This is a genomic window from Pseudobutyrivibrio sp. OR37 (assembly GCF_900113655.1).
Lineage (GTDB): Bacteria > Bacillota > Clostridia > Lachnospirales > Lachnospiraceae > Pseudobutyrivibrio.
On the sequence record NZ_FOQF01000013.1, the window covers coordinates 38,454 to 57,110 of the forward strand.

The following is an 18,657-nucleotide window of genomic DNA, read 5'->3' on the forward strand; positions in this document are numbered from 1 at the left end:
ACACCCTTAATATTTATATTTCAGTTGATAGTATGTATCATCTTCCCTATATTTCTTAACTGTGCTGTTACTTGCATAAGATCCAAGTGTGGGATCCATCAGCGTCCATTCCTTACCATCAAACTGGATAATCTTGTCTATCCAGCCAGTCTCTTTAGTGTATACCGAAATCCATGCATGATATTCCGTTCCCGCATAGCCGATTTCCAGTCTGGTAGGAATCCCCTGTGACCTAAGCATGGCTCCCATAAGGGATGCATAGTCAAAACATATTCCCTTGCCTGTTGCCAAGGTTTCATCAACCGTAGGAATGTAGCCCGACTGCACTGTTTCGGCCTTGTCGTAGTCGTAGGTTACATTCTTGGTGATGTAATGATAGACGTTCTGAACCACCTCAATATCAGTGTTGGCTCCCGCCGCCAGCTCCTGTCCCTTCTGCACCGCCTTTGAGTTGATATTAAAATCAACATAAGCATTTGGATACAGGAACATGCTATATTCATCTTTTAGGGTTACGTTCACTGACTGAGTAAATGCTGCTGCATACTGGTCATCATGTAGGTTCTCGTACACGCCGATTTTGTAGGTTCCACTACCTTCTGATAGAGGGTAAACATCGTACTGCCCGTCCAAATCCATCAGGTAGTTGTAGGTGTTTCCTGCTGGCGTTTCAATAAGCATTCTTACCTTAGCTGCGCTTCCTGTGTATTTCACCATCACGTATCCATCTTTGGCATTGCTGGAATCAATGGATGCATCACTGTTGCCGTGCACATCCACTCCCGAGGCCTCTGGCACCAATACTTGGATACCATTGCCTCGCTTGCCGCTTGATTCCTTAGCCACCGCCTCATTGGATGCAGATTCCGTGACAGTTTGGCCATTAATCTTTGCTGCCACGTCATTATCCTGACAAGAAGTCACACTAAGACTCAGAACAATCAGTGAAAGCAAATAGTGTAATCTTCTCATTTGCTTCCTCCGCTCACTGCCCGTTTTATTTATTTAATATTCTAACAAGCTCCACTTCGCTGTTAAAGCTATATTCCTTATCTTCTGATTTACTGTAAATCATTCCCTGCCAGGTAGCGTTATCTCTACCTGTAACCATAATGATATAAGCCTTTCTCTTGCATAAATCCAAAAGCTTTTCTGTGTCAAAAAGCTTTTCCTTTGGATCAATATCTACAAGCTTAAGTGTAGGTAAGGTCTTTTTGAAGGATCTATACTTAATCTTCTGAGCAGGATATTCCAATGCGTCCAAAAAAGAATTAACTATATTAAAGAAATCATCTACATCATTAAATTCTTCTGGCTCATTTTCGTAGCAATTGTAAAGCTCTCCCTTAAAGCCTTCATTCTTAAGAGTAATACCTACACAATTGTGCATTCTTTTCATTCTATCTGAAATTGCCATTATTCCTCACCTCTTACAATATCCTGCAGCTCATCGGTGTCGTTGTCTGTGCCTGCACTTGCAAGATTAACAGGCGCCAAATGATACTTAATGTATCTCTTTCTTGATTCCTTGCTAAGATTTTCGTTGATTCGTGTCTGAACCAATACACAATCCTCCTGAGTGATATCAAGAAGGAGTACTACAAACTGATTATTGCTGTATCTGGCATACATATCGCCACCTCTTGCAGAAGTGCGGATTGCTTCAGATAGTTCGTCAGCAAGAGTATCTAATCTGTCTGACTCGTTAAGAGCAAAGCCCTTGCCATCAGTGATTGTGCAAAGCATAAGCCATGCAGCCTGTCCTGAACGGCGAATAACTCTCTTTATATATCTGTAGCTTTCAACAAATACAGGGTATGTGCAGTAGAAGGCGCCCTCGATATCTTCCTTTGAAGTATCAAGGTTCTTCTTAACCTCGCTAATCATATCTGTATTATTCTTAACCTGCTCGCCAAGTTTCTCAAGCTGCTCTGCCATACTTGCAGATACAGATACACCAAGCTCCTCAAACATAAGAGTCTCTGTATCTTCATAAAGCTTAAGAGCATCTTTTGTGTTACCCTCTTCGATGAGAGCCTCCATTTCGTATGTCTGCCATCCATCATAAGGATAAATCTTGTTAGCCTTATGGCTGAGCTTGTACATATCTGCATAATCCTTCTGTACCTTGTACATTTCAAGGAGCTGCTTTAAGCATCTGTCGAAAAGCTTCTTTAATCTAACCTGTGTGGTAACAACCCACTCGTACCCACTAAGTGTAGGTAGGAAATCACCGTTGTAAAGCTCTAGAGCTTCCTCTAAAAGCTTCTGCTGCTCGCTAACATCCTCTGCGCTAAGAGCCTTCTTGGCAGTCTCTTCGAAAAGTACAGCATCACACTCAACCTTTACATTAGGATTAATTCGATAAGTACCTCTTTTAATATATACGTAATCCTCATCTGGGATTCCGATACTAAGAAGTGCCTTTCTAAGTCTAAACACGATAGCTCTAAGGCTGTTTGACTCATCAGCTATTTCCTCGTTGTGGAACAAATTATAGATAACCTGATCTCTTGCTATTCCATTCTGATGATAAAGTAACATCTGGAATAGCTGATTAACCTTTGTTGTGTTATTTCTTTCTAAGACGATAGGTACATCCTTACAAGAAATATCCACGGTTCCTAAAAAATTAGCTTTAAAAATTACATTTGGTTCGTACATGGCTCTCCCTTTTTCTCTATTAATTATTTTATATAATATAGTTCAATATCATTACATTTTTTAGTATAGAATAACAAAACGTTATTGTAAATAACTAAATTAAAAAATAGCCTGCATAGAATCTATGCAGGCCACTTTCTAATCAATTTTTTCTTTTACATTGTATTTATTCATTGCAGCATCCATGTCTCCTTCAAGGAACATCTCTACCGCTCCGATTACCTTGTCAAATGATGCATCTACCTTTTCACGGTCCTCGGCATTATAGCGACCCAAAACATGAGCTACCATATCACCGTTTTCGCACTCTCCTACTCCCACTCTGATTCTTGGGAATACGTTGCTATCTAGTCTCGCAATAATATTTTTAAGACCATTATGACCACCAGCAGAGCCCTTCTTTCTTACTCTGATGTTACCTGTTGACAGAGATACATCATCTGAAATGATGACTAGCTCTGTCTCTGGATCCACATCATAGTAATCAACAAGTGGCTGTACGCATTCACCGCTAAGGTTCATATAGGTCATAGGCTTCGCCAAAATTACTTTATGGCCATTTATTATGCCCTTTCCAACAATGCCCTTTTGTTCTTTTTGATTCACATCAATTCCAAAATGCTTTGAAAGGGCGTCTATCGCCTCAAACCCAACGTTATGTCGGGTTCCTTCATACTTTCTTTCTGGATTACCTAGACCAACTATTAAATACATAAAACTTTACTCTGGGAACTCTTCCTTGTACTTGTTAAGAATCATTGTCTGCATCTGCTCTCTTGTTGTTGAACGGATTGGATGAGCAATGTCCTTGTAACCACCTTCAGAACCACGTCTTGAAGGCATTGCTATAAATAGTCCCTTATCTCCTTCAATAATCTTGATGTCGTGAATTACAAACTCCTCGTCGATTGTTACAGAAACAACCGCTTTCATCTTGCCTTCCTTCTCAATCTTGCGAATTCTAATGTCTGTAATTTGCATTTTGTTATACCTCCCCAACTGGCATATCATATCTGTTTTTGTTACCGGTTACGATGCGGATACCATTCTCCCCAATATATGTTGATCCGCTGAGCAATGTCTCATGGCTTTCAACAATACAATTCTCTACATGTACGTTATCACCAATGTATGCTCCATTTAAAATGACGCAGTTTTTAACAACTGAATTGTTTCCTACAAACGCCTTTTTAAATAGTACAGAATTCTCTACTGTGCTGTTTATAATGCAACCACCAGCAACAAGTGAATTTGTGACCTTAGAACCTGTATTAAATTTAGCAGGTGGCAGGTCGTGAGTCTTGGAAAATACGCCAGGCTCGGTATGGAAGAAGCTATCTCTAACATCCTTTCTAAGGAAATCCATGTTAGCTTTGAAATAGCTATCTACGTCTGCAAGATTAGCCCAATAACCTTCCATCTTGTAGCCGTAAATCTTCTTCATGTTTTTATATCTAATGAGAATATCTGTTACAAAGTTGTATCTGCCCTCTCTATTGCATTCCTCCAACAAATCGATAAGAGCTCTTCTGCGGATGACATAGACACCTGCTGAAACGATATCTGAATTTGCAACCATTGGCTTCTCTTCAAATTCAACGATTCTGCCGTCTCTATCCATCTCTACTACACCGTAGCGGTTGATGTCGTCTCCCTCAGGAAGCTTTGCACATACTACTGTGATATCAGCCTGCTTTTTGATGTGATAATCTAAAACTTTATTGAAATCCAGCTTGTAAACACAATCACCACTTGCGATTATAACATAAGGTTCGTGTCTCTTCTTCAAGAAATCAATATTTTGCCAAATGGCATCGGCAGTACCTCTGTACCACCAGCTATTATTAGTAGTAACTGTTGGTGTGAAAAGGAAGAGACCTCCCTGCTTTCTACCAAAGTTCCACCATTTTGATGAGTTAAGATGCTCGTTCAATGAGCGTGCGTTGTACTGTGAAAGTACTGCTACTGTCTGGATGTGTGAATTTGTCATGTTTGAAAGAACAAAATCGATACATCTGTAGCTTCCGCCCACTGGCATCGCTGCAATAGCGCGCTTTTCTGTAAGCTGCTGCATTCTGCTTGAGTTACCACCTGCTAGTATAATTCCTAATGCTTTCATAATCGATCACCTGCCTTGATAATGTAGCCGCCACTAGCTAACTGTCCGTCAGGATAATCTGCCTCGCTAGTCTCGCCCTTGATAGCTGTATTTTTGCCAATAGTAACGTTTGCTGGTATTACGGAATTCTCTCCGATAACTGCAAGTCCAAATGAGTAGATGCTTGCATTCAGCTTGCTCTCTGCTTCTTCGCCTTGACCAATCTTTGTTCCTTCACCAACAACAGTGTTCTCTGCAATAATCGATTTATCTATTACGCAATTCTTACCGATGATAGCCCCTTCCATTATGATTGAATCACGTACTACCGTGCCTTCATCAATCACAACGCCAGCGCCTAAAACTGAATTATAAACCTCGCCATAAATCTGTGCTCCTGCACCAACAATAGCCTTTTCAACTATCGCTGTGCCAGCAATGAACTGTGGCTCGATGATATTTTGATTAGTGTATATTTTCCAAAATTCTTCGTATAAGTTAAACTCTGGAATCAAATCAATCAACTCCATATTGGCTTCCCAATATGATCCAAGTGTTCCTACATCCTTCCAATAGCTATTGAATTCGTAGGCATACATTGGTGCCCCCTTCTCGTGGAGATAAGGAAGTACATGCTTACCAAAATCACAGTTGCTTTGGTCTCTAAGGGCTAGCAATGACTCCTTTAATGCTTTCCAGCTAAAGATGTAAATACCCATTGAAGCAAGGTTGCTTCGTGGATTAGCTGGCTTCTCCTCAAATTCACTGATGCGCTTTTCATCATCAGCAATAACTACTCCAAAACGTGATGCCTCCTCAATAGGAACTGGAATAACAGCGATTGTAACATCGGCACCCTTAGCCTTATGAAAATCTAACATGGCTTCATAATCCATTTTATAGATGTGGTCTCCTGAAAGGATAAGCACATACTCTGGATTATAGTTCTCCATGTACTTAAGGTTTTGGAAAATTGCATTGGCTGTACCAGAATACCACTCACTTGTATCGCTCTTCTCGTATGGAGGAAGAACGGTTACTCCGCCATTATTTCTGTCCAAATCCCAAGGAATACCAATTCCGATGTGAGAATTAAGGACTAATGGCTGATACTGAGTCAGTACGCCAACTGTATCAATGCCTGAATTGATACAATTTGAAAGAGGAAAATCGATAATACGATACTTTCCCCCGAAAGAAACTGCTGGCTTTGCTACGTCGGAGGTTAATACTCCTAGTCTGCTTCCCTGCCCGCCAGCCAGAAGCATTGCGATCATTTCTTTTCTAATCATCCTATCATCTGCCTTTCTCGTGGTGTCAGTCAAGGATGTGCCCATAAAATAACCCATAGCACTCCCCTTTGTAACATTAGTATAGCAAATGCCACTATTTACTGCAATATTATTAATAATTTTTACCAAACCATTGTTAATTGTTTGACAATTCACTGTCAAATTCTACAATTTCGTCTTTTCAACTTGCATGTGACACGTTTTGGGGGTAGAGTTATGTAGGTAAAATTTTGTAAATATATAATTAAAGAAGGAACACTTATGTATAAAATCGATTTTAACAACAAAATACATGTGCACTTCATAGGAATTGGCGGCATCAGTATGTCTGGTCTTGCTGAAATCCTTCTTGGTGCAGGATTTACTATTTCCGGCTCTGACCGTGACGCTTCAGACCTTACTAAACATCTTGAAGCTCTCGGCGCCATCGTAAATTATCCACAGGCGGCAGCAAATATCACTGAAGATATCGACCTTATCGTTTATACTGCTGCAATTCATGAGGATAACCCAGAGTTCGTAGCTGCCAAGGCTTCTGGCAAGCCAATGCTTACAAGAGCAGAGCTCCTTGGTGAGATTATGGAAAACTACGCCCGCTCAATCGCTGTAGCAGGCACACATGGCAAGACCACTACCACATCAATGATTAGCCAGATTATACTTGAAACTGCTGATGATCCTACTATCTCTGTAGGCGGTATTCTTGATGCCATCCACAGCAATGTTCATGTTGGCGACAGTGATGTTTTCATTACAGAAGCATGTGAGTACACAAATTCCTACCACTCCTTCTTCCCTAAGTACAACATCATTCTTAACGTAGAGGCAGACCACCTTGATTTCTTCAAGAATCTTGAGAACTATCGCGCTTCCTTCAAGAAGTTCGCAGGCAACACTGCTGATGACGGTATCTTGATTATTAACAACGAAATTGATGATGTAGCTTACTTTACTGAAGGACTTAAGTGCCAGGTTATCACTTACTCACTTAACAAGGATGCAGATATTTATCCTTCAGATATTGAATACAACGAAAAGGGCTGTGCAAGCTTTGTACCTGTATATCACGGCAAGGCTTACGATAAGGTTACCCTTAACGTACCTGGTGTTCACAACATTTCAAACGCTCTTGCAGCCATCGCTTTATCTATCGAGATGGGTATTTCTTACCAGAATATACTTGCTGGTCTCGCTAAATTTGGCGGCGCTCACAGACGTTTCGAATACAAGGGTACCTACAACGGTGCCACTGTTATTGATGATTATGCACACCACCCAACAGAGATTTCTGCCAGCCTTGCAGCTGCAGCAAACTATCCACATAACAGATTGATTGTTTGCTTCCAGTCTCATACTTACACACGTACACTTAGCTTCCTTGACGAGTTCGCTCAGGCTCTTAGCGTGGCTGATATAGTATTACTTGCAGATATCTATCCTGCAAGAGAGCCAGACATTTATGGTGTAAGTGCAAAAGACATTGCCGATAGAATCGAAAAAATAGGAACGGAAGTTCACTATTTAGGCTCTTTTGAGGCTTGCGAAAAATTTTTACAAAAAAATCTTTTGAACAACGACTTGTTGATAACTATGGGTGCCGGAGACGTGTATTTAGTAGGAGAGCATCTATTAGCTAACTAGTTTTCCACATTATCCACATTTTTCCACGGATTTTATTCACGGAAAAGTGTGGATTTTTTTTTGCCATTTTTTCAAGGGCTCGTAATATTTATCCACATTATCCACATTAGCCACAAACCCTTTATTTACAAGGCTTCCGGCCCTTCGACCTCTTTTCATTTCAATTCTACTTTGCTATAATTTGACTCAGTTTTGAGGGAGAGGATAATAATTATGGCTGACATCATGCTACATACCAGTACTAATTCTGGTTTTACTTGCATTTCTAATACTTTTATTGACGATTTCATGAAAGATGCCAATGGAGAGTACGTAAAGATTTACCTTTACTTACTGCGTTGTCTAAATCGAGAGGATTATGATTTTTCCATCTCACAGTTGGCGGACTGCTTAGACCACACAGAAAAGGATATCATGCGAGCTTTCACTTATTGGGAGAAAGTGGGATTGCTCCGTCTTGAGTACTCTGAGGACAATGAACTTACTGGAATCTGTCTAGTGGATGTGAATGGCAAGAAATCATTCACATCAGTAAACAATTCTGCAGCACCATACGTTGCTATTACTGCTACTATGCCTGCAGTTTCAAATATACCAATACCAGTTCCATTTAAACCAAGCTACACACCAGACGAATTGGACGCCTTCAAGGAGGAGGACGAAGTATCAGACTTAATCTTCGCCACACAGACTTACCTTGGACGACCACTTTCAACATCTGATACAAACACCTTGTTATTCTGGTATGACGGTTTACACATGTCTGTTGATTTAATTCAGTATCTCATCGAGACATGCCTTGATAATGGACACACAAGCTTCCATTACATGGATACCGTTGCTAGAAATTGGACTGAAGATGGTATTACCACAGTAGAGGATGCTAGAAAATCATCTAGCGCTCATACAAACACTGTTTACTCTATCAAGAAGGCTCTTGGCATTGGAAACAGAGAGTTGGTTGAGTCTGAGCTCAACTATATCGACAAATGGGCAAACACCTACATGTTTAGCCTTGATATCATATTAGAGGCTTGTGAACGCACTATTGCAGCTACAAATAAGCCAAGCTTCAAATATGCAGATTCTATTTTATCAAGCTGGAACAAGGCATCCGTTAGAACACTTGATGATATTGCCCTTCTTGATCAGGAATTCACAAAGGCTTCCGTTGCAAGACTCTCTGAGGCAAGATTAAAGGCTGCTTCAAACGCCAATACATCTGCCAGAGCTAAATCAAACAACAAGTTTTTAAACTTCGAACAGCGTCAGAATTACGACTTTAATGCTTTGGAGAAAAAATTACTTGGAAACTAAAAGGGAGGTATCTATATGGCACTCACTAATGAGCAATATGATGCACTTATGAGAGAATATAATCATAAGCAATCTAGAAACAATCAAATTGTATCTTTCCGTACTAAGGAATTGTATTCTGCCGTACCTTCACTCTCTTCACTTGATGAAGAGGTTTCTAAAGTATCTATATCTTCTATCACATCTATCTTTGAAGGCAAGGATGTAGCTTCTGCTTCTGCCGATTCAAAGATAAAGCTTGAAGCTCTTAAACATAAACGTATCGAGCTCATGAAGGCCGCTGGTTTCCCAGAGGATTATCTTGAGCCTCCATACGATTGTCCAGATTGTAAAGACACAGGCTATGTTAATGGAAAGCGCTGCCACTGCTTTAAGCAGGCTGCCATTAATATAGTCTATGGTCAGTCTAATATCAGCAACATTTTATCAAAAGAAAACTTCGAGGCGTTTGACCTCAATATGTACGATGATGACTATTATGAGCCAGATTCTGAGCTTAGTGCTCGGTCTAATGCTGAAATAGCACTAGAAAGAGCCACTAATTTTGTGCAGAATTTTAAGCAAAAAGGTGGTAATCTCTTGTTGCTTGGTAAGACAGGATGTGGTAAGACCTTCTTGTCTAACTGCATCGCAAAAGCTCTACTAGACCAGGGTATCTCGGTTATTTATTTCACATCAAGCGAACTGTTTAGAGTTTTTGAAGAACAAACATTTAAGAAGAATGCTAACGTAGCAGAGCTTCACAATCATATTTTTGATTGCGATTTATTAATAATCGATGATTTAGGCACAGAGTTCCAGAATTCATTCACTACAGCCCGCCTATTTCAATGTTTGAACGAAAGATTACTTCGTAACAAATCAACAATTATTTCCACAAATCTCTCTCTAAAAGAATTGAGAGACACTTACAGCGAACGTATTACTTCACGAGTATTTTCAAACTATGATGTGATTAAGCTCATAGGTAATGATATTCGTATGAAAAAAGTAATATCAAAATAATAATTTAATAGTATCAAGGAGCAAAACATGCCAAATAATGAAATCGTGTTGGAAAACACACCACCTATGGCTGAGCTTGGATTAATTCCACACAAGAGCTGTACAGCCATCTCGGAGCGAGTTAATGACTACCTTCTTAAGTGGAGACAGGAGCGCAAAAGCGACCAGTCTATCATCACTTTAGCAGGTTACCGTAGTGATTCCTACATTGTTGATGCTGATTGCCCACGTTTCGGTTCAGGCGAAGCAAAGGGTATTATTAAACAGTCTGTTCGTGGACTTGATTTATACATCCTTGTTGATGTAACAAATTACAGCCTCACTTACACTGTTTGTGGCCATGAGAACCACATGAGTCCAGATGATATTTTCTGTGACCTTAAGCGTATCATCGCTGCAGCTATGGGAAAAGCAAAGCGTATCACTGTTATTATTCCATTCCTTTATGAAGGAAGACAGCATCGTAGAAGTGCTCGTGAATCCCTTGATTGTGCTATGGCACTTCAGGAACTCGTTAACATGGGTGTTGATAACATCATCACATTTGATGCTCACGACCCACGTGTTCAGAATGCGATTCCTCTTCACAGCTTTGAGACAGTTTCACCTACATACCAGTTCCTTAAGGGCATCTTTAAGAACTGCAAGGACTTAAAGCTTGATAATGATAACCTTATGATTATTTCACCTGATGAAGGTGGTACAAAGCGTGCCGTATATATGGCATCTGTTTTAGGTGTTAATGTTGGTATGTTCTACAAGCGTCGTGATTACAGCCGTATCGTAGATGGACGTAATCCTATCGTCGCTCACGAATTCCTTGGAAATGATGTTGCTGGTAAGGACGTAATCATCGTTGATGATATGATTTCTTCAGGCGAGTCTATGATAGATGTTGCTACAGAGCTTAAGAAGCGTAATGCTAATCGTATCTTCGTAGTAGCTACATTCGGACTCTTCACAAATGGTATGGCTAAATTCGATAAGGCTGTTGAAGACGGTATCATTTACCGCGTTGTTACAACAAACCTTACATACCTTCCAGAAGAAGTTCAGAATAAGGACTACTTCATCAAGTGCGATATGTCTAAGTACATCGCTTACATCATCGATACTCTTAATCATGAGTGCTCAATTTCAGAGCTTCTCAATCCATACGGACGTATCGAAAAGCTTATTACTCGTTACAAAAACGGCGAATATTAAAAAAGCCTTCCCCTCGAGGGGAAGGTGGCCCGAAGGGTCGGATGAGGTGTTCCCTCATCAGTCACCTTCGGTGACAGCTTCTCCCATAGGGAGAAGCCTTTTTTTATTCTTCTGCATCTTCTTCACTTTCTTCTATTTCAGGTTCCTCTTCCACGTAATTAGGATCGTAAACCTTATATTCGTTTGACTCCCTAAATACTGTGTTAGAGCTTCCCATCTGACATACCTCAATGGTGTCCCCATTAGCTACATCAGAAATGTTTATTGAAAGTACCTGGCCACTTTCGTATTTTGTAGGCACCTGTTCGCCGTTTACAAATACTTTAGACCATTTGGTGAATTCATCACCGTATATGTGCAGCCTTCCATTAAAGAAGTATGCGCTATCAATTACAACATCATTTACGCCCATCACAAGGTCTGATGGCTCGTACTTAGTACCGTCCTCATAAGTATATCTATCTCCGTATAGGATATCATACTGAAGCATTTTAAGATTGTTCATATAGTCGCTAGAACCATATTTCTTACCCTCTGCCATAGCTGTCTGGTGGTAAGCGTTTATATTACCATTATGTACATCCAGGCGATTTAAAAACTCTGATACAAGCTGATATGCAGCTAAATCCTCATCCACCTTTTCCATACCGAAGTTGTTCCAGGTGAAGTATTTTGTCTTGTAAAGATCACCAGTAGCTACCTCGCTATCTGTAAGTCCCATTGTAGGAAGGTGATCACCAAACATGATTACAAGTGTATCCTCGCCTCTTGCATCAAGTGCTTCGATGTATTTCTTAACAAAATCGTCTACGTTGTAGATACGATTAATGTAATAGCTCCAAGCATTCTGCTCTTCTTCTGTCTTACCCTTTGCATTAACCTTGATGACTGGGTCCTCTTCTACAGGATAAGTAGGATAAGCGCCGTGGCCCTCAACTGTGATAGTGTACACAAAATCAGGATTATCATCTGAATCCATAGCATCTACAGTGGCATCGATTAGGATGTCGTCTGTAGGCCAGTTGCCAAGTGGTGTGTAATCTGTAATATCCAAAAGCTCTTTAGATGTAAAGGTATCAAAGCCCATCATTGAAAAGGCGTTGGCACGTGAATAGAAATTACCACCATTATTGTGAACTACGTGAGTGCTATAGCCATTGTCGGAAAGAACATCGGCGTAGCTTTCGCAATCTGTTTCCTTGATGATGGTCTTCTGTGGATACTCACCTGGTCCAAAGAAGCTACAGCTCATACCTGTAAGCACCTCAAACTCAGAATTACATGTACCAGCTCCAACTACAGGCACGATACAGTGACCTGTTGAATAATTCTGCTCCAACGAATGGATGAATGGGATTGGATCCTCGCTTGTCTCCAAAAACTCTGATTCAGATACATCGTAGAAGGATTCCAGCAACATAACTACGATGTTAGGCTGTGACTTATCCTCCGATGGAATCTCGATAGTGTTTACATAGGAAGCATCCTTCTCTATGATATCGTCAATCTTATTCTTTGAATATCCAAATGGTCTGTTCATTCCTCTATCAAGGACTGATGTTGAAAAGCCATACAAATATCCGTAATCCAAATATCCCTGAGCAAGATTGCCGAAGTAGGATGTCATGATACCTGACTGTCTAAGCAATATTGTTGATGGATAGAGAGATATGAACAATGCTGCTACTAATATAAGCCTCTGCCAAAATGGCTTTGGATTGGCCTTCTTAGGACCCTTTGCCATGTAAATAGACATTAATATAATGTAAATAACAAGCGCAATGACCGCTATCATGGCTTCCTGTGCAGAGAAGTAATTAGAATCCTGCATTGTAAGCAAATCGCCAATCATGTAGAGGTCGGTGTAACCGAATGGTGAAACACGATTCAACAGAATGATGCAATTTATAATACCAAGTATTATAAAGAACATACTGACGAATACTCGCCACCAGCCTCGCCTTTTGCTAAGAAAGACAATTGATAATGCAACAAACACGCAATATGAATTAAATAGGTAAGGACCTGTGTGGTCTACCACGAATCCGCAGGCTGCTGCAAATGAGTGTCTGGACATCCATTCCATAACAAATATTATGAGTAAAGCAAGTGGTATGTGCATTGGGAAGGCGTAGTCGCTCCAAAGCATCATCCATGTCTTGTGTAACTTGCTATTAAGATAGCCCTGCACCAACTTGGAATTACCAAATTTTACAAAAGGTATTTTTATAACTTTCCCCAACCAGCTAAAGCCGGTTTTGATTTTCGTTAATAATTTTTTCATGAATCCTCCGTAAAACCTAAGACAGTATGAAAAAATAGTGTTACAATAAAATTTACTCCGATTTAATAAATATCGAAAGTCTAACGGATTATAACACTTTATTTTTTAATAAGCAAGAAAGCGAGATTATATGAAATTACAGTTCTATAAAAAAGGCATACCTACCAAAATTATCAAAAGATCTGGCATTTTATTTGCCATTTTTATCTGTGCCGTAATCTTCTTTGAAATAATCACAAACATTACTGAAACAAAGGAGGTTACCAAGCTAGCCAAGCCTTCCCTTCCTATTGTTTCTGTTAATTATCTGCAGGATGCTTCCAGTCAGCTTCACGGCTATGTTTCAAAAATGGACCCAGCTTACATGCGTGATGCCATAATCCCACTGGATGCCAATCGTACAGTTTCATTATCTATAGACGCCAAAAAATACGATATAGATAATGTTTCCTATGAAATACGCTCACTTGATACTCAGCGAAACATCTCCAACAACGATTTAGATTACACCACCGAAGATGGCATAATCACAGCCAGCTTCCAGGCGGAAAATCTTATCGAAAAGAATGAAGAGTATCTTCTTATCATTACTCTCACCAGTGGAGACAAGGAAATCTACTATTACACCCGTATAATGCAGCCAGACGGATGCCACGAGGAAGAGATACTTGATTTCGCCCAGTATTTCCATAATACAGCCCTTTCAGAGGACGCTACAGACCTTGCTACCTATATCGAGCCAAAATCTACTGAAAGCAATGATTTGAACCATGTAACCATTAATTCAAATCTATCTCAGGTTTCCTACGGTACCTTTGACGGACAGCAGGTAGGTGATTGCAACATCGCCCTCACCGATATCAGTACCAATTACGTAAGCCTTACTCTTTCCTATGTGTTATCAAGAGACAATTTTGATAAGAAGGAATATTATTCTTGCTCAGAAGACTTCCGTATTCGCTACACCTCCGATAGAATTTATCTGCTGGCCTACGACAGAACCATGAATCAGATTTTGGATGCCAATTCTGTGGATTTTGCCGATAATGTGCTATCAATCGGCATTACCAATCCTGATTTACAGTATCTTTCAAACGAAACAGGTACTATTGTTTCCTTCGTTCAGAACGGCTCACTTTACGAATACAATCAGACAGACCGCAAGATTAAGCAGATTTTCAGCTTTATTGATGATGCCACTGATATCCGTTCCGTTTACGACCAGCATCAGATTCTTCTATTAAATATAGATGAAAGCGGAACCATGGATTACGTCGTATACGGATACATGAATTCAGGCAGTCACGAAGGCGAATGCGGTATCAATTTGTTCCACTATGATGCCATCGAGGATACCTCTACCGAGCAGGTTTTCATCACCTCTACAAGCTCTTACCAGATTTTGAACGCCAACTTCTCAGAGCTTTTGTATGAAACAGCGGATAACGATTTCTACATCATGGTCAACGGCACACTCCTTTACATGTCTCTAAACGAGCTGACCACCAAGGAGCTTATGACAGGCCTGGATGATGCTAAATATGCTGTGTCCGGCTCCCGCAGATATTTCGCCTGGATGGATGAGGAAAACATGTCCGATACCATTCATATCATGGATTTGGAGACTGGCTCTTCCTTCGATATTACAGCAGGCAACGGACAGCTTCTAAAGCCACTTGAATTTTTGGATGATGATTTAATATACGGTACTCTAAATAAAAACGATATTACTACTGACGGTGCAGGCTCTACTATTTACCCTATGTACAAGCTCACCATTGCCGATGTTTCTCAGGGTAACAGTCGCGAGCTTATGACCTACCAGAAGCGTGGTTACTATATTACTGATACTTCAATCGATTCCTACACTATTTACCTGGAAAGAATCCAGATTGGTCAGGATGGCATTATTACTGCTGCAGACCCTGATACCATCAAAAATAGCGCCGGAGAACAGAACAAGGCTGTTGATATAGCCCTTGCTACAGATGATGTTAAACAGCAGATTGTAACCCTTACAATGGCACCTTTAGCTGAAGACGAAAAGCTGGGCCGAATCGATTATGATATTACAGGACTTGTGCTAGCTGATGCAGGCAGAAACATCTCTGTATCTTCAGCAAGCAGCTCAACTCAGTACTATGTATATGTTGGAAATAAGGTTGCCATCGCAACAGACGATTTACTATCTGCAATTACCCTTGCAGATGAAGAAATGGGAATAGTATTAGATAATACCCCTAAATATATATGGAAACGAGGCCGTAAGGCTTATCAGAATTCAATTTCAGATATTGCTGTAGGCTCAAGCGATTCCGAGGCTTCAGGCTCTGCCAAGGCACTATCGGCAATGCTTGTAAATGCTGGGGAAAATGTGCAGGTTCACACACTATTAGAATCTGGAGAAACACCTATCTCCATCCTAAGAAAGACTCTTAAGGATTATGATATTTTAGATTTAACTGGTGCCAGCCTTACACAGGTGCTATATTACGTAAACCAGGGCATCCCGGTATATGCTTACACTGGTGAAGACACTGCAGTGCTCATCGTAGGATATGATGCTTCATCTATCTCCTACTTCAATCCTACTACCAGCTCTGTCGGTAAAATGGGCATCACCGAAGCCACTGAATATTTCTCAACCTTCGGAAACGTATTTGTATCTTATATCAAATAATTTAGTCCGTAAGTTACATTAACAAGCTTAATAATTCCACGCTCATAGATTATTCGCTTAGGAATCATTAAAGCTTGTTAATTACTTACTCATCTAAAGGCTATAGATAAATAATAATATTGCTACATAATAAGTCGCGAGGTTCAGGTAGTGGACCCCGCGCTTATTTTTTATATGACTAAAATGATAGAAATATAAAAATAATATTGTGAAATCACTGATTAAAAACAGCACACCTGCTCTTCCAAGCCATGGCAGCCCGTTCAAGCCACATTCTACGGCCTTTAAGGTCATTGTAGATACAAAATAGCAATAGATAAGGCATGGAACAAATAGGGAGCCCATGTGCAAATGACACCAATGCCTCATACCTACTAATATGAGACATGGTACTATTGGGAAGATATACACCATGGCGCTGGTTTTATCGCTAATTCTGCACATATAATTAAGGAAACCCACATGTCCCAACATAAACGCTATGATTCCAAGAACCATAAACTGCTTTCTAAGATAGGTATTATACAAGCCCATCAGAATATCTCCCACAAAGCATGCTAAAAGGGCCCATATCAGAAGTCCCAGCTTTTCACTGTAGTAATAATTCAAAAAGAAAATCACCAAAAAGGAGATGCTACACACCACCTTTAGAGGGACGTAGTATCTCCTTGAATATCTATTATCACATACAGCAAATAATGCAATTATAAGTGCTACATAAATAATAGTTTCTGCTATAATCATTTTTCCACCTGACTATTCGTCATCGTTCCTCCCTGATATTATTGCTTCAAGCTTTCTCTGATTACCTAAAAGGATAGCACCTGCACCTAGCATAAAGATAGCAAGGCAAAGAAGATATCTGCTATCAAAGCCATCCGCTGTTTTTGGTGTTGTATCCTTTACGTGACCAGCTGAAATAGAGCCATCACTGCTTACTTTATAGGTAACTGTAGTTGTTGTCTTGCCCTCTGTTACCCTAAGAATTGTCTCTGCATATCCATCCACATACTCAAATCTGACTATATGGTCGCCAATGGAAAACAGCTTAACAAATCCTCCTGTAAAAGTAAGGATAGTGGAACCAGAAGCAATGGTATATCTATTTGGATCTATTCTAACCTGATCCACGAAAATACCTGTAAGCTTGCTAACTTCGCCGTTGCAAACAATCTTGACTGGTCCATTCTCTCTAACTATTGTCTGATTAGCTCCCTCAATAACCTGGTATTTAGCCATAAGTGATGAATCAATCTCACTCTTTAATACTGGCTGATTACCTGTTACTGCTGGTGTTGCTGAAGCACTGCTACTACTGCTACCGCCTTCAGTATTTCCTCCAGGTGTTGGTGCAGGAGTAGAGCCTGTTGCCTTATATTTGAAGGTTACATTCTGAGTTGCTGCACTTGTAACCTCATATTTTGTAGTATCACCAAATACCTTGTAACCATTATGTGTTACAGGAATTATTATTATACCTACCTTGTAATGATTAGCTTGACCCACATTAGTCGAAACCTTTGTCACGCCCTTGCTGTCGTAGAATTCCTCTGTGATAGTTACCAAAGGATCACTTGAGCTTGCCTGCTCAACAAAGGTAAATGTGTAGGTCTTGTCTGTGACAACTGGTGCCTTCTCATCCCATTTGTAGGTGATGTCGTTTTCGTCTGTCAGCACTGTTAAAACTGGAGCTGTTGGAACTGCTGTTGTTGTTCCTCCATCAATAGTGCCACTAGTTTCACCACTTGCTTTTATTAATCTATATTGAAGTGCATAAGTCTCGGTAGGAGTTGGGGTAGGTGGATTTATATCTGACTCTGAATAATAAATGGTAATATGTCTGGTTTCTGTCTCTCTTGCAAGGAAAAACTGGGAAACTACTGATTGCTCCTGACTTGTGGATCCTAAGCAGTAAACCACTGTATTATTAGCTGGCCATTTATTTGCCTGTGTACCAAATGATGTAATCTGGTCTCCACCTCTTGAACCTGCAAAACGAAGAACGTTTACACTACTTTCACTGAAAGCATCCTGAGCAATTCTTGTTACAGTTTCAGGCACTGTAAAATCCTCACCTGCTCCTGCTGGAACCTTCTTTAAGGTAGCTCCTCCATCTTCATATTCTGCTTCTGTACTATCGGAAGCATCTGCTTTAACTATTGGCTGCTGAACAGCTTCCTCTACTACTGGCTCAGAAGGTGTCTCTACAGCCTCTTGTATCTCTTCCTCAAGTATTTCTCTTTCAGGCTCTAAATTCTCCTCAATCACCTCAGCCCCTGGAACTGGTTCAGCGGCAATTTCCTGCAAAACAGGCTCTTCCTCTAAATCTGCCTCAGAGGTAGAACTGCCATAGAACATGACTCCTGTGAGAATAATAGATGCGCTAATAAGAATACATCCTGTCTTTTTTAAAAATCCCTTTTTCACCATAGCTTTCACCCTTAACCCAAGTTTATAGACGCTAGTGTTG

The 18,657-nt window shown here is 40.3% G+C and carries 15 protein-coding genes; 5 read left to right on the forward strand and 10 right to left on the reverse strand.

The window, feature by feature from the left end:
- Positions 1-6: 6 nt before the first annotated feature.
- From BM097_RS08120 to BM097_RS08150, 7 genes are all read right to left on the reverse strand, one after another.
- Positions 7-972, reverse strand: coding sequence for a transglutaminase-like domain-containing protein (locus BM097_RS08120; RefSeq protein WP_090547906.1), 966 nt, complete (start codon positions 970-972; stop codon positions 7-9).
- 25 nt (positions 973-997) lie between these two features.
- Complete coding sequence (locus tag BM097_RS08125; protein ID WP_090547910.1) at positions 998-1,417, reverse strand: hypothetical protein; 420 nt, start codon at positions 1,415-1,417, stop codon at positions 998-1,000.
- Positions 1,417-2,664 carry an AfsR/SARP family transcriptional regulator gene (locus tag BM097_RS08130; RefSeq protein ID WP_090547913.1) on the reverse strand — a complete coding sequence of 416 codons (1,248 nt, stop codon included), beginning with the start codon at positions 2,662-2,664 and terminating at the stop codon, positions 1,417-1,419. The genes BM097_RS08125 and BM097_RS08130 overlap by 1 nt, the downstream gene beginning before the upstream one ends.
- 138 nt (positions 2,665-2,802) lie before the next feature.
- Positions 2,803-3,378, reverse strand: coding sequence for an aminoacyl-tRNA hydrolase (gene pth, locus BM097_RS08135; RefSeq protein WP_090547916.1), 576 nt, complete (start codon positions 3,376-3,378; stop codon positions 2,803-2,805).
- Positions 3,379-3,384: 6 nt separating this feature from the next.
- Positions 3,385-3,645: a septation regulator SpoVG gene (gene spoVG / locus BM097_RS08140; protein WP_028235339.1), complete on the reverse strand. Its 261-nt coding sequence runs from the start codon at positions 3,643-3,645 to the stop codon at positions 3,385-3,387.
- A 4-nt stretch (positions 3,646-3,649) separates the two neighbouring features.
- Positions 3,650-4,783 carry a glucose-1-phosphate adenylyltransferase subunit GlgD gene (gene glgD, locus BM097_RS08145; protein WP_090547919.1) on the reverse strand — a complete coding sequence of 378 codons (1,134 nt, stop codon included), beginning with the start codon at positions 4,781-4,783 and terminating at the stop codon, positions 3,650-3,652.
- Positions 4,780-6,054 (reverse strand): glucose-1-phosphate adenylyltransferase, encoded by a 1,275-nt coding sequence (locus BM097_RS08150; RefSeq protein WP_090547986.1) that lies wholly within the window; start codon positions 6,052-6,054, stop codon positions 4,780-4,782. Before BM097_RS08150 ends, glgD begins: the two co-directional genes overlap by 4 nt.
- A 261-nt stretch (positions 6,055-6,315) precedes the next feature.
- On the opposite strand from BM097_RS08150, the gene murC reads away from it, so the two are divergent.
- From murC to BM097_RS08170, 4 genes are all read left to right on the forward strand, one after another.
- Positions 6,316-7,695: a UDP-N-acetylmuramate--L-alanine ligase gene (gene murC, locus BM097_RS08155; RefSeq protein ID WP_090547921.1), complete on the forward strand. Its 1,380-nt coding sequence runs from the start codon at positions 6,316-6,318 to the stop codon at positions 7,693-7,695.
- Positions 7,696-7,908: 213 nt separating this feature from the next.
- The gene (locus tag BM097_RS08160; RefSeq protein WP_090547923.1) at positions 7,909-9,012 is read left to right on the forward strand and encodes a DnaD domain protein; all 1,104 of its coding nucleotides are present in this window, start codon (positions 7,909-7,911) and stop codon (positions 9,010-9,012) included.
- A 15-nt stretch (positions 9,013-9,027) separates the two neighbouring features.
- Positions 9,028-10,017 (forward strand): ATP-binding protein, encoded by a 990-nt coding sequence (locus tag BM097_RS08165; protein ID WP_090547926.1) that lies wholly within the window; start codon positions 9,028-9,030, stop codon positions 10,015-10,017.
- Between the two features lie 27 nt (positions 10,018-10,044).
- Positions 10,045-11,223, forward strand: coding sequence for a ribose-phosphate pyrophosphokinase (locus BM097_RS08170; RefSeq protein ID WP_090547929.1), 1,179 nt, complete (start codon positions 10,045-10,047; stop codon positions 11,221-11,223).
- A 103-nt stretch (positions 11,224-11,326) separates the two neighbouring features.
- On the opposite strand, the gene BM097_RS08175 is transcribed toward BM097_RS08170, so the two are convergent.
- Entirely contained in the window at positions 11,327-13,507 is a 2,181-nt protein-coding gene (locus BM097_RS08175; protein ID WP_090547932.1) for an LTA synthase family protein, read from the reverse strand.
- Between the two features lie 130 nt (positions 13,508-13,637).
- Between BM097_RS08175 and BM097_RS08180 the strand changes: the two genes are divergently transcribed.
- Entirely contained in the window at positions 13,638-16,187 is a 2,550-nt protein-coding gene (locus BM097_RS08180; RefSeq protein ID WP_090547936.1) for a hypothetical protein, read from the forward strand.
- 93 nt (positions 16,188-16,280) lie between these two features.
- Here BM097_RS08180 and BM097_RS08185 read toward each other — a convergent pair whose 3' ends face one another.
- Complete coding sequence (locus BM097_RS08185; RefSeq protein ID WP_090547939.1) at positions 16,281-16,931, reverse strand: lysoplasmalogenase family protein; 651 nt, start codon at positions 16,929-16,931, stop codon at positions 16,281-16,283.
- Between the two features lie 12 nt (positions 16,932-16,943).
- The gene (locus BM097_RS08190) at positions 16,944-18,617 is read right to left on the reverse strand and encodes a hypothetical protein (RefSeq protein WP_090547942.1); all 1,674 of its coding nucleotides are present in this window, start codon (positions 18,615-18,617) and stop codon (positions 16,944-16,946) included.
- Positions 18,618-18,657 lie beyond the last annotated feature (40 nt).

Bases quoted from the DNA above. Each gene is read 5' to 3' on its own strand.
- BM097_RS08130 (WP_090547913.1), bottom strand. From the start codon at position 2,664: ATGTACGAACCAAATGTAATTTTTAAAGCTAATTTTTTAGGAACCGTG.
- BM097_RS08190 (WP_090547942.1), bottom strand. From the start codon at position 18,617: ATGGTGAAAAAGGGATTTTTAAAAAAGACAGGATGTATTCTTATTAGC.
- BM097_RS08180 (WP_090547936.1), top strand. From the start codon at position 13,638: ATGAAATTACAGTTCTATAAAAAAGGCATACCTACCAAAATTATCAAA.
- murC (WP_090547921.1), top strand. From the start codon at position 6,316: ATGTATAAAATCGATTTTAACAACAAAATACATGTGCACTTCATAGGA.
- glgD (WP_090547919.1), bottom strand. From the start codon at position 4,783: ATGAAAGCATTAGGAATTATACTAGCAGGTGGTAACTCAAGCAGAATG.
- pth (WP_090547916.1), bottom strand. From the start codon at position 3,378: ATGTATTTAATAGTTGGTCTAGGTAATCCAGAAAGAAAGTATGAAGGA.
- BM097_RS08175 (WP_090547932.1), bottom strand. From the start codon at position 13,507: ATGAAAAAATTATTAACGAAAATCAAAACCGGCTTTAGCTGGTTGGGG.
- BM097_RS08165 (WP_090547926.1), top strand. From the start codon at position 9,028: ATGGCACTCACTAATGAGCAATATGATGCACTTATGAGAGAATATAAT.
- BM097_RS08120 (WP_090547906.1), bottom strand. From the start codon at position 972: ATGAGAAGATTACACTATTTGCTTTCACTGATTGTTCTGAGTCTTAGT.
- BM097_RS08150 (WP_090547986.1), bottom strand. From the start codon at position 6,054: ATGATTAGAAAAGAAATGATCGCAATGCTTCTGGCTGGCGGGCAGGGA.
- BM097_RS08185 (WP_090547939.1), bottom strand. From the start codon at position 16,931: ATGATTATAGCAGAAACTATTATTTATGTAGCACTTATAATTGCATTA.
- BM097_RS08160 (WP_090547923.1), top strand. From the start codon at position 7,909: ATGGCTGACATCATGCTACATACCAGTACTAATTCTGGTTTTACTTGC.
- BM097_RS08125 (WP_090547910.1), bottom strand. From the start codon at position 1,417: ATGGCAATTTCAGATAGAATGAAAAGAATGCACAATTGTGTAGGTATT.
- spoVG (WP_028235339.1), bottom strand. From the start codon at position 3,645: ATGCAAATTACAGACATTAGAATTCGCAAGATTGAGAAGGAAGGCAAG.
- BM097_RS08170 (WP_090547929.1), top strand. From the start codon at position 10,045: ATGCCAAATAATGAAATCGTGTTGGAAAACACACCACCTATGGCTGAG.